The organism is Kaistella flava (ex Peng et al. 2021), from assembly GCF_015191005.1.
GTDB lineage: Bacteria > Bacteroidota > Bacteroidia > Flavobacteriales > Weeksellaceae > Kaistella > Kaistella flava.
In genome coordinates this window covers 2,324,752-2,337,968 of the sequence record NZ_CP040442.1, presented here as the reverse complement: position 1 = coordinate 2,337,968, position 13,217 = coordinate 2,324,752, and the positions used below count along the sequence as shown (strand labels likewise).

Here is a 13,217-nt window from a genome sequence, read left to right as displayed (position 1 = left end):
GTTTCGTACCTTTAGGTGTTTATAAAAAATCAATATATTATGTCCACTAAAAATAACAGAGACGAAAAGAATTTTAACCAAGCAGCCCTTGATTATCATAGCGTTGAACCGAAAGGAAAAATAGAAGTAATTCCTTCAAAACCACACTCATCCCAAAGAGATTTATCTTTAGCTTATTCTCCGGGAGTAGCAATACCTTGTTTAGAAATTGAAAGAGATCCAAAATTAGCTTACGAATATACCGGAAAAGGAAATTTAGTAGCCGTAATTTCAAACGGAACAGCAGTTTTAGGCTTAGGAAATATTGGTGCAGAAGCATCAAAACCAGTGATGGAAGGTAAAGGACTTTTGTTTAAAATCTTTGCAGATATTAATGTTTTTGATATTGAAATCGACGAGACAGACCCAGATAAATTTATAGAAATCGTTAAAGGAATTGCGCCAACATTCGGTGGAATTAACTTAGAAGATATCAAAGCTCCAGAAGCTTTTTATATTGAGAAAAGATTAAAAGAAGAATTGAATATTCCATTGATGCATGATGATCAACACGGAACAGCAATTATTTCTGCAGCAGCATTATTAAATGCTCTTGAAATCGCAGGTAAAAAAATCGGTGAAGTAAAAGTGGTAGTTAATGGGGCAGGAGCTGCGGCGATTGCTTGTACTAAACTTTATTTAGAACTTGGATTAAATAAAGAAAATGTTTTGATGTGTGATTCTAAAGGAGTCATCAATCATAAAAGAGAAAATCTTACACCAGAGAAACTTGATTTTGTAGCAAATACAGAAATCGAAACTTTGGCAGATGCTTTGAAAGGAGCAGACGTTTTCATCGGTCTTTCAAAAGCAGATGTGATGACAGCAGAAATGCTTTTGACCATGGCAGAAAATCCAGTGGTTTTCGGTTTGGCAAATCCAAATCCTGAAATCGAATATGAGCTCGCGATGGAAACCAGAAAAGATACCATCATGGCGACCGGAAGAAGTGATTATCCTAATCAGGTAAATAACGTTTTAGGATTTCCATATATTTTCCGTGGTGCGCTTGATGTTCAGGCAACTGGAATTAATGAAGCGATGAAATTGGCTGCAGTTCATGCAATTGCTAATTTAGCCAAGGAACCCGTTCCAGAAGCAGTAATTCTTGCTTATAACTTAAAAGGTCTTAGCTTTTCAAGAGAATATTTTATTCCAAAACCATTTGATAACCGTTTGATAACAAGGGTTTCAAAAGCAGTAGCAAAAGCAGCGATGGACAGTGGAATCGCTGGAAAACCTATTGAAAATTTCGACGATTACGAAAATGCGTTGCTTGACAGAATGGGTCGTGATGAGAAACTGATCCGAATGATGCAGAACAGAGCGCGTTCTAATCCGAAAAGAGTTACGCTTGGTAATGCTGAAGAATACAATGTATTAAAAGCAGCACAAATTCTTTATGAAGAAGGAATTGCTCAGCCGATTTTATTGGGTGAGAAAAAATATGTGCAAGAGCAGATGAAGAAATTCGGTATCGATATCGATGTGCCGATTGTAGACCCAATGGGAGAAGATCAAGAAGAAAACCGTATTAAATATCGTGAAACGCTTTGGAAATTACGTCAGCGCAAAGGAATGAACGAATACAAAGCGAAAAGATATGTTCGTCAAAGAGATTATTTCGGTCCGCTAATGTTACACCACGGTGATACTGATGCATTAATCGTTGGTTTCTCTAAAAACTATTCTTCTACGTTAAAACCAATTTTAAAAATTGTTGAGAAAGAAAAAGGCGTGGACAAAATCTCATCAATGATGATGATTATGACAGAGAAAAAACCTTTGTTCTTCGCAGATACTTCTATTAATCAAAATCCTACGTCAGAAGATTTGGTGAATATTGCAAGAATGGCAGAAATGACCGTAAAAACTTTCGCCATCGAACCAAGAATCGCAATGTTGTCTTTTGAGAACTTTGCAGGAATTTCTGAGACTTCTAAAAAAGTAGCAAAAGCAGTTTCTATCCTTCATGAGAAATATCCGAAAATGATTGTTGATGGTGAAATTCAACCAGATTTTGCTTTGAATAGCGATCACCTTTCAGATTATCCATTCTCGAAATTAGGTACAACTCCGGCAAACGTTTTTGTTTTCCCTAATCTAGAAAGTGCGAATATTTCTTATAAAATTATCAGAGGATTAAAAGTAGCGCAAGTTGTCGGTCCAATTTTAATGGGCTTGAAAAAACCAGTTCACGTTTTACAGATGCGCGCAAGTGTAGATGAAATCGTGAATTTAGCAACGATTGCGGTTCTTGATGCACAGCGCAGAGAGGAAGCATAATCTGTTTTACAAATTTCACCAAGATTAGAAACTTCATCACTGGAGGAAATAATTTTGGTGAAATTTTATTTAGTACTAAAAATTACAAACGACTTATAAAAACACCAAATGATTTATTCTTTAAAAGGAATTGTACAACAACTCAACCCAACTTCTGTCGTTATTGATGTACAGGGAGTTGGATATTTAGTAGGCGTCAGTTTGCAAACTTCCGAGAAATTGGTTTTAGGAAAAGAAACCTTTTTAAATATTCAACAGATCATTCGTGAAGACGCCAATTTGCTTTTTGGTTTTAACACAATTTTAGAAAAAGAGATGTTTAATCTGTTAATAAGCGTTAACGGAGTAGGGCCAGTTTCTGCCTTAATTATGCTTTCATCTTTGTCCCTTACGGAAATTTCTGCGGGTATTCTTTCTAATAATAGTGTGATGTTGCAAAAGGTAAAGGGAATTGGTGCGAAAACTGCCGAGAGAATCATTATCGATTTGAGGGATAAAGTCCAAAAATTCGGTGTTTCTGATGAAAATATTTCTATATTTGTGAATAATAAAGTGAAAGAAGAATCGTTATCTGCATTAGAGGTTTTGGGCATTTCCAAAAAAATGAGTGAGAAGATAGCAGATCGAATTCTAAAGCAGAATCCTGATCTTCGAGTAGAAGATTTGGTGAAGCAAATTTTAAAAAATATTTAACATTTGGAGAAGAATAGTTTTTTTTGGCATAGATTTTTAGTTTTAGTTTTAACATGTTTTTCGGTTGCAAGTATTTTTGCACAAGAGAAGCCAAGCGATAGTTCATCAGTTCGGAAAGATTTTTCTTTACCCAACCCGATGCGGTATGATGCATTTTACGATGTGTCGAGCGGAATGTATATTCTTTATCCCAAAATCGGAAATACGGTGGTCGGCAATCCGATGTCGATGACGTCTGCAGAATATCATCAATATATGCTCAGTAATCAATTGAGCGAATATTATAAAGAGAAGTCTGCTACCAGTGCTTTAGGTTATAGAAAAGACCAAACTGAAGCCATTAAAAAAGGATTACTTCCAAGTGTCAGTATTAAAAATAAAATTTTCGAAAGTTTATTCGGAGGTAATAAAATCGAAATTATTCCACAAGGTTTCGCTTCTTTCGATATTGGCGGATTGTACCAAAAAATCGATAATCCTTTAATTTTACCACAAAACAGAACCAATTTTGCCATTGATATTCAACAGAGAATTCAAATGGGATTGTTGGGTAAAGTTGGTGAAAACCTTCAACTGAAAGCGAATTACGATACTCAAAGTGGTTTTGCTTTTGAGAACAGAATGAATTTGGTTTGGCAGGCAAAAGGATCCTGGAAAGATTTACAGTCAAAAGGTTTAAGCGATAAAACTACTGGCGGCGAAGATAAAATTATAAAAAGAGTAGAATTCGGAAATGTTAATATGCCGCTTTCTACTAATTTAATTCGTGGGTCAGAATCTTTGTTTGGTTTAAAGACCGAATTCCAGTTGGGTAAAACTACTGGAACTTTAGTGTTTTCTCAACAACAAGGTGAAGCCCGAAACATTGTCGCACAAGGTGGCGGTGTGATGAATACTTTTAAATTAAATGCGATTGATTATGAAGATAATCAGCATTACTTTTTAGACCATTATTTTTTAAACAATTACGATAAAGCACTTATTAATTATCCGCAGATTAATTCAAGAATCAGCATTACCAGAATTGAAGCATGGGTTTTAGATCAAGGTTCAGGAAATCTTCAGGATCAAAAAGGAGTTTTGGGGATTCGTGATTTGGGTGAAGGAATTTCTGGATTCCCAGATAACTCTCAAAATAATCTTTATCAGGGAATTTCGAATGCGATTGGAAGTCCAAGAGATGCAGGAACGGATTATGGCAATATTATAAAAGGACAACTTTTTCCAAATGCAAATGGATCACCAGAAGCTTATTCAGATGGAGAACAATATATTTTCAACAGAAGAGCACGAAGATTAAATCAAAATGAATTTACATTTAATCCGCAGTTGGGATATATGTCCCTTAATCAAAGATTGAATGACAACCAGCTTTTGGCGGTTTCCTATAGTTTTACATTGAATGGTGATAACAAGGTTTATAAAGTCGGTGAGTTTTCAGAAGAAAGCCCGGTTTTGATTACCAAAGTTTTGAAACCAAACAATACCGTAAAAACGACGTCGCCGATGTGGGATTTGATGATGAAGAATATTTATCCATTAAATACCAATCAAATTAATCCGGACGGATTTTTATTAAATGTTTTTTACCGTGACCCACAAAATGGTGGAAAAGTAAATTATTTACCAACCACAGTTAACACACCAAATCCACAGGTTAATCCAGAACTTTTGAAATTATTCAACTGGGATCGTTTGAATATGAATAACGATTTACAGGAAAATGGTGGAATAACTGGAGATGGTATTTTTGATTTCGTACCAGGAATTACCGTTGATCCTGAAAATGGAAAAGTAATTTTCACCAAAGCAAAACCTTTCGGTGCTTATTTGCAAACGGTGTTGGGAACGAGTGATCCAAAATTCGTATTTAATGAATTGTATGACCAGCAAAAACAAGTTGCTTCTCAAAGTAATTTAGCTTTGCGTTACACAATGGAAGGTCGATTCAAAGGAACTCAAGGTGCAGGAATTTCTCTTGGAGCGATTAACGTTCCGCAAGGTTCAGTTAAGGTTTCTGCAAATGGTGTTCAGCTTACGGAAGGAGTTGATTATACCGTAGATTATATGTTGGGATCGGTCAATATTATTAATGAAACCGTTAAACAATCTGGTCAAGCCGTTAATATTTCCCTTGAAAATCAATTGACTTTTAATACGCAAAGAAAAAGATTTTTAGGTTTAAACTTAGAAAGAAAGTTCGATGAACATCTTACCGTTGGTGCAACGGTTGTTAATTATGCTGAAACTCCTTTAACACAGAAAGTAAATTTCGGTCAGGAAGCGGTGAATAATACGATGGCGGGATTCAATATTTTATATAATAATGAGTTGCCATTCTTGACAAGATTAACTGATAAAATTCCTTTTGTAAATACAGAAGCGCCGTCGAATTTAAGTTTCCTTGCAGAAGGTGCTTATTTAATTCCGGGACAAAATAAAGGAATTGGTGACCAAGCTTATATTGATGATTTCGAACAAAGTACTTCTAAGATTTCATTGAAAGAACCAGCGATGTGGAGTTTAGCTTCTAAGCCGGAAAAAAATCCAGAACCTTTCTTTTTGAATGGAGGTTTAAATGATGATCTTGCTTCTGGAAACGGAAGAGGTTTGTTATCATGGTATAATATCGACCCGAGATTCTACGGAATTGGTGGGAAAGCTCCGAATGGAATTAATGCTGCCGCGGTTTCTAATCACGCTTCAAGAAGAGTTCAAACTCAGGAATTATACAACAGTAGAGATTTCGTAGCGGGTGAACAATTATATACGAATACTTTTGATTTAAGTTATTTCCCGAACGAAAGAGGGCCATATAACGTCAATAAAAATGCTGAAACTACACAACAAAGATGGGCAGGTTTAATGAGACCGATTTCGGTTTCTAACTTTACCAATTCTAATATTGAGTATGTGGAATTCTGGATGATGGATCCTTACGCTGATGGAAATGCTTTGGGAAGCAACCCGAAATTACTTTTACATTTAGGAAATGTTTCTGAAGATGTTCTGAAAGATGGTAAACTAATGTACGAAAATGGATTGCCAACACCGAGCGTTCCAGCAAATGTTACCACTACGAATTGGGGAGTTCAACCGAATCAATTCCCAGTTCTTTATGCATTCTCAAGTGAAAATGAAGACAGAGCTGCACAGGATTTAGGATACGATGGTTTAGATGCAGAAGGTGAAGCTGCGAAATTTGGAACCAACTTTATCAATCCGGTAACCAATGTTATGGATCCGGCTTCTGATGATTTCGTGTTTTATTTATCAGATAAATTCCAGGGAGAACAAGCTTCTTCATTAACGGAACGTTATAAATATTTCCGCGGACCAGAAGGGAATTCACAAAGTAATACTTTGGAAGTTGCCACTCAAACTCCGGATGCGGAGGATATCAACCGTGATTATAATTTAGATCAAAATGAAGATTACAACCAATACACCATTGAACTTGATAAAAACAAAATGGTTTTGGGAGAAAATTTCATCGTCGATGTTAAAGAAGTAGAAGCGAAATTCCAAAACGGTCAAACTGGAAAAAACAAATGGTTTTTATTCCGCGTTCCTGTTGCTCAATTTGATGATGCCAATGTTGGTGGTGTTGCAGATGCCTCTATTTTAAATAATGTTCGTTATGCCAGAATGTTATTAACAGGATTTGATCAAGCATCAACCATCCGTTTCGGAACATTAGATTTAGTAAGAAGTGACTGGAGAAAATATACCAAGAATATTGCAACCAATGCTCCCGATGATAATGAAGGAACTCAGCCGGTAACTGATCAGAATTTAGATGTTGGTAGTGTGAACTTAGAAGAGAATGGTTTAAACGAACCTCCTTACGTTCTTCCTCCAGGAATCGAAAGACAAATTCTTAGTGGAAATGCTGGTGCACAAAGACAAAACGAATCTTCATTATATATGAAAGCACAACCATTAGAGAAAAATACTTCTCGTGGAGTTTTCAAAAATGTGGCTTTAGATATGCGTCGTTACAAAAATTTAGAATTGTTCGTTCACGCTGAAGATTTAAAAGATGTTAATTCGTCGAGCTACGATCCAGATGCAAAATTCTTTATCCGTTTCGGAAGTGACGCGACAGATAACTATTATGAATATGAAGCTTCATTAAAATATACTTCTAAAAACGCGAGATCACCACTGGACATTTGGCCATCTGAAAATACAGTGAATTTGGCTATTCAGAATTTCGTTGATGCTAAATTAAGAAGAGATCAGAATTTCCCATCAGGAATAGATGTTCGTCGTGAAGATGTAGAATATGGGATGTTAGATGATAATAAGAAAATCTATATCAAAGGTCGTCCGAGTTTAGGAAACGTGACCACGATTATGTTAGGAGTTCGAAATAAAAATACTCTTATCAATAAAGAAGTTGTTTTATGGGTAGATGAAATTCGTCTTTCTGAAATTGAAAATAAAGGAGGTTATGCAGGAAATGCAAGTGTGAATTTCAACTTAGGAGATTTCGCTTTAATCAACGCAAATGCATCTTTTTCAACAATTGGTTTTGGTGGAATTGCTGAAAAACCAGCAGAAAGATCACAAGCTGAGCATTCTGCTTACAGTATTAACACCACTGTAAACGTTGATAAATTTTTACCGGAAAAAGCAGGTATGAAAATTCCTGTGAATTATTCTTACACGCAAACCATCGAAGATCCGAAGTATAATCCATTGGATAATGATGTGACTTTTGAGAATGCACCGAACAGAGAAGAGCTGAAAAAAGTAGCGAGAACTTACACGCAGCAAAGAAGTTTGGGTGTGGTGAATATGCGTAAAGACAGAATGAATCCGAACAAGAAAGCGAAGTTTTACGATGTAGAAAACGTGTCGGTAACTGCGATTTATAATGACGATTATTACCGTGATGTTTATACCAAAAAGAACTACAGACAATACTTGAGAGGATATGCAGATTATAACTATTCTTTCAAACCGTTTGTCATTCGACCTTTTAATAAAGTAGTAAGTGACACTGCAAAATCTTATAAATATTTAAGATGGATGAAAGAGGTGAACTTTAATCCAGTTCCGACAAGATTATCTTTCAGAACAGAAATCGACCGTAATTATAATGAATTAGAATTCAGAAATATCGATGCGATTTTGGGTGGAGTTGCAGGTCAGGATTTTGATGCTATTAGAAACAGAAACTTCTATTTCGGTTGGCAATATGGTTTAGGATTTAATTTTACCAAATCTTTGAAGCTGGAAATTAATTCTTCGATGCGAACTTTAAATGACAATTTGAGTGTTTATAATATGAACAACAAATCGATTTTTGCGGATCCTTTTAGAGCAGGACGACCAGTTTTATACAACCACCGCGTTCAGTTGAATTACAGATTGCCATTTGAATATTTACCCTATTTAGATTTCATTAATGCTGAATTAGGCTACGGCTTTACTTATAACTGGAATGCGAGAAGTACCGTGATGACCAACTTTGTGAATCCGGAAACCAACCGTTCAGAAAGTTTAGGAAGCATTGGTCAAAACACCAATAATATCATTGCGACTTCAACCGTTTATGTGCCGAAATTCTTTGGGAAGTTTAAATACTTCCAGAACATTAGTATGAAAATGCAGAAGCGTAAACAGGAAGTTGATTCCTTGAATAACGTTTACAATTTAGCTTGGCAAAAAACCAATAAGAAAAATAGCTTCAAGAGTTATAAATTCAAAAATAAATTGAATCCACTGCAAAGTATTGCTTATGCCTTGACTTCAATCAAACAAATGGATCTTTCTTATAATGAGAATAATGGTATCGTTTTACCAGGATTGCTTTCTGCACCAAACTGGTACGGTTACGGACAAACCTTAGGTGGTCCTACTGCTGGTTTCCTATTAGGTTCGCAAGCAGATATCCGCAGAACAATTTTGGAGAGAGGTTGGATTTCAGATTCAGATTATATGACCGACCCGTATGTTCAAATGAAAAACCAGAATTTCCTGGCAAACGTACAGATCATGCCGGTGAATGAATTTAGAATTGATATTAACTTCCTGCAAAATTACACCAGTACTTTTACGCAGTCTGGTTATAACGTAAGACAAAATTTAAATTTCGCGAATCATGATTTTGCTTTTGGAAATGATATGGTTACGTTTTCCAGAACAGCGTGGACTTTCGGAACTTCATTTACAGATGGTAAAACCATTTATGATAATATTATTTCGAATGCAAGAATCATCTCCCAGCAAATGGGCGGAACGCTTGATGCGAATGGATTTACAGATGGACATTCCTTAGCCAATGCATATGTTTTGGTGCCGGCTTTCCAGGCAGCAATTGAAGGGAAAACTCCAGATGGACCGATGACCAATCCTAAGAAATCAGGTTTCCCACTTCCGAACTGGAGAGTAATTTATTCTGGATTGAAAAATATTCCATTAGTAAACAGTCAGTTTTCTAAGTTTGATGTTCTTCACGGTTACAGTTCAACGTATACCGCGTCGGGAATTCAGTCGAGTATTGACTTTTATAATGTTCAAAAAAATGGAGCTTCAGACAGAGATGCGTTTGGTGATATTTATAATCCTTACACCTATTCTCAGGTTGGTTATGTAGAAGCATTTGCACCATTAATCGGAGCCGATGTTACGATGAGAAACAACATGCAGTTCCGTGCTCAGTATAATGTCGACAGATTATTTATGCTTGGATTGGTGAATCATACTTTAACCGAAGATATGGGTAAAGAATACATCATCGGTTTTGGTTATATTCTGAAAGATTTAAAAATGAAGATGAACTTCAAAGGAAAAGAAAGAACCATTAAAAGTGATTTAAATCTGCGTGGAGATCTTTCTATAAGAGACAGTCAAACCAGAATCACCAATATTTTGCAAGATGATTCGCAGATTACTGGTGGACAAAGAATGATGAGTGTTAAATTATCTGCAGATTATAATATGTCTCAGAATTTCAATATCCGATTCTTCTACGATCAGTTGATGACGAAATATAAAATTTCTACCGCCTTCCCACTTTCAACGGTGCGTGCAGGTTTAACCGCAACATTTACCTTTGGCGGAAGCAGCGGTTTCTAAATAATTTTTAAACTAAAATTTAAACTCAGGATTTCGATTCTGAGTTTTTTGTTTTTAATTAAAGTCGTTCGGTGCATTATAAAGAAATATTTTGCGAAATCAAATGCCTTTGCGTCCGTAATTTTCCACAAACATTTTTTATTATTCTTTGCGCCATTGCGTTAAAATTAATCACCATTATTAACCACCATAATTTAAGATCTTAAAAATTGACCATTAAGAAATTAAGGAGAATTAAGAACTTGCAAGGAAGTTTTAATATTATTCTACGTGAGTTTTCTTCTTAATTAATCTTAATTCCTTAATGGTTAAAATGTGATTTTTTAGTACTATTAATGGCTTTTAATATTAATCGAAATGAAATTTAAAATAAAATTACTTTCATTAATAAAAGGAATAAAAATGATTACCAAATTTTTTCCTAAGCGAAGCGCCTTTGCGTTCGTAATTTTCAGAAGCATTGATGAGTTTACTTTGCGCCTTTGCGGTAAAATACACTCTCATTATCACATATCCATCAATTTCTCATTTAAGATTTTCCAACCTCCCGAAAACAAAAATTAAATCCTTAATTTTGCTATTCATAATACAAACCTATGAATCAAAATATCGATAACGACGACGATGTATTCTCCGGAAGCGAACATACTCCTTTGCGAGCAGACGCCTTCGAAAAAACTCCAGCAGAAAAAATTGAAATTATCCAGAAGCATTTCCACGAAATCATGGAAACTTTAGGAATGGATATGACCGATGATTCTCTGAAAGATTCTCCAAAAAGAGTGGCTAAGATGTACGTGAACGAAATTTTTGGCGGACTTCTTCCAGAAAATAATCCACGTATTTCTACCTTTTCTAATAAATATAAATACCGCCAAATGTTGGTGGAAAAAGATATTACCGTTTACTCATTTTGCGAACATCACTTCTTGCCAATTATTGGTAGAGCGCATGTTGCGTATATTTCGAATGGTGAAGTGATTGGACTTTCTAAGATTAACAGAGTCGTAGATTATTACGCCAAACGTCCGCAAGTTCAGGAAAGATTAACCATGCAAATCGTTGATGCACTGAAAGTAGCACTCGGAACGAATGATGTTGCCTGTATCATTGAAGCGAAACATTTATGTGTAAATTGTCGTGGCATAAAAGACACGGCAAGTTCTACAACTACAGCCGAATTAAGTGGCCTTTTCAGAACCAATCCAATTACCCGACAAGAGTTCTTGCATTACGTAGGAAATCGTTCGAATTTGGATTGATAGAAAAATCAAATGACTAACTGCTATTGATAAGAAAGCGATTTTATTTCAACATTTGCTGAGTGAAACGGCTTTGCGTCTTTAAAAGCAGCATAAAAAACATTCGAATTGAAAAAGTATTCATTGCGCCTTTGCGTGAAAAAATCGCATTTTCAGAATTACTAAATGATATTAAAAAAATGACTTTAAAAATATACAATTCCCTTTCGGGCGAAAAAGAAACGTTCACTCCAATTCACGATAATAATGTCGGGATGTATGTTTGTGGACCAACGGTTTACAGCAATGTCCATTTGGGAAATGTGCGGACTTTCATGTCTTTTGATTTTATTTACCGGTCTTTAGTTCATTTGGGATATAAAGTTCGTTACGTTAGAAATATCACCGATGCCGGACATTTAACCGATGATGGCGATGTTGACAATGACCGTTTCGTAAAACAATCCCGTTTGGAAAAACTGGAGCCTATGGAAATCGTACAGAAATATACGGTTGATTTTCATAAAGTTTTAGAAGTTTTTAATTTACTCCCACCAACGATTGAACCAACTGCAACCGGACATATTTTAGAACAAATTGAATTAACTCAAAAACTGATAGATAAAGGATTTGCTTATGAAAGTAACGGATCTGTTTATTTCGATGTTTTAGAATACAATAGTCGTGGCTTAAATTACGGTGAACTTTCGCGTAGAAATGTCGAAGAACTTTTCGCCAACACCAGAGATCTAGACGGTCAAAATGAGAAGAAGAATGCGCCAGATTTTGCGCTTTGGAAATCGGCATCTCCCGCACATATTATGCGTTGGAATTCTCCTTGGGGCGAAGGTTTCCCAGGCTGGCATTTAGAATGTACTGCAATGTCAACGAAGTATTTGGGTGATAAATTTGATATTCACGGTGGTGGAATGGATTTGAAATTCCCGCATCATGAATGTGAAGTCGCCCAAGGAAAAGCATGCAATGGTGTCTCACCAGTGAATTACTGGATGCATGCCAATATGTTAACCATGAACGGTCAGCGAATGAGTAAATCAACCGGAAATTATATTCTTCCGATGGAACTCGTTTCCGGAAATAATGATTTCTTTGAAAAGCTTTTTCATCCGACGATTGTGCGTTTCAACTTTATGCAGGCGCATTACAGAAGTGTTCTAGATATTTCTAATGAAGCGATGGTTGCCAGTGAAAAAGGATTCCAACGTTTGATGGAAGCGATGAAAGTTCTTTCAAATAATTCGTTCCCAACTGTTGCGGTTTCAAGTTTTGATGTAAAAGCTTGGAAAGAAAAATGCTATGCAGCTTTAACCGACGATTTCAATTCTCCGATTCTGATTGCTCATCTTTTCGAGGCGGTAAATTTTATCTTTAAATTAAAAGATGGAAAAGAAACCATCACCGATAATGATTTGCAAGAATTGAAAACGTTGCTGAATGATTTCGTTTTTGATGTTTTAGGTTTACAAAACATCGAAGAAAATAACAATGAGAAATTAGACCAGACTTTACAGGTTTTAATCGACTTAAGGAACCAAGCACGTAAATCAAAAAACTTCGACCTTTCGGACCAAATCCGCGACCGATTACTCGCCGAAGGAATTGAGTTGAAAGATGGAAGAGATGGAACGAGTTATTCGATTTCTTAGTTACTGCTTTTTTGAAAACTATATTTATATTTTAAGCCTCCCGAATTTTCGGGAGGTTTTTTTTATTTCTAAAGCTTCATTTCTTCCATTTTTAATGATTTATCGCATGTTTAAAAATCATTGGTGTAACGTATTGATTTATAATTGATAAACTGAAATTATTAAATTTAAAGGAAGCGTATTCTCTTCATTAATTCATCAA

The 13,217-nt window shown here is 35.6% G+C and carries 5 protein-coding genes; all 5 read left to right on the top strand.

The features are described from left to right. Positions 1 to 39 precede the first annotated feature (39 nt). The 5 genes from Q73A0000_RS10360 (at position 40) to cysS (ending at position 13,015) form a co-directional block, all read left to right on the top strand. Entirely contained in the window at positions 40 to 2,325 is a 2,286-nt protein-coding gene (locus Q73A0000_RS10360; RefSeq protein WP_193810892.1) for an NADP-dependent malic enzyme, read from the top strand. 108 nt (positions 2,326 to 2,433) lie between these two features. Beyond that, on the top strand, positions 2,434 to 3,018 hold the full coding sequence (gene ruvA, locus Q73A0000_RS10355) for a Holliday junction branch migration protein RuvA (RefSeq protein ID WP_193810891.1): 585 nt from the start codon (positions 2,434 to 2,436) through the stop codon (positions 3,016 to 3,018). 3 nt (positions 3,019 to 3,021) lie between these two features. After that, the gene (gene sprA / locus Q73A0000_RS10350) at positions 3,022 to 10,107 is read left to right on the top strand and encodes a cell surface protein SprA (protein ID WP_193810890.1); all 7,086 of its coding nucleotides are present in this window, start codon (positions 3,022 to 3,024) and stop codon (positions 10,105 to 10,107) included. A 596-nt stretch (positions 10,108 to 10,703) separates the two neighbouring features. Further along, positions 10,704 to 11,369 (top strand): GTP cyclohydrolase I FolE, encoded by a 666-nt coding sequence (folE, locus tag Q73A0000_RS10345; protein ID WP_193810889.1) that lies wholly within the window; start codon positions 10,704 to 10,706, stop codon positions 11,367 to 11,369. Between the two features lie 179 nt (positions 11,370 to 11,548). Next, complete coding sequence (cysS, locus tag Q73A0000_RS10340) at positions 11,549 to 13,015, top strand: cysteine--tRNA ligase (RefSeq protein WP_193810888.1); 1,467 nt, start codon at positions 11,549 to 11,551, stop codon at positions 13,013 to 13,015. Positions 13,016 to 13,217: the final 202 nt, after the last annotated feature.

Bases quoted from the DNA above. Each gene is read 5' to 3' on its own strand.
- Q73A0000_RS10360 (WP_193810892.1), top strand. From the start codon at position 40: ATGTCCACTAAAAATAACAGAGACGAAAAGAATTTTAACCAAGCAGCC.
- ruvA (WP_193810891.1), top strand. From the start codon at position 2,434: ATGATTTATTCTTTAAAAGGAATTGTACAACAACTCAACCCAACTTCT.
- folE (WP_193810889.1), top strand. From the start codon at position 10,704: ATGAATCAAAATATCGATAACGACGACGATGTATTCTCCGGAAGCGAA.
- cysS (WP_193810888.1), top strand. From the start codon at position 11,549: ATGACTTTAAAAATATACAATTCCCTTTCGGGCGAAAAAGAAACGTTC.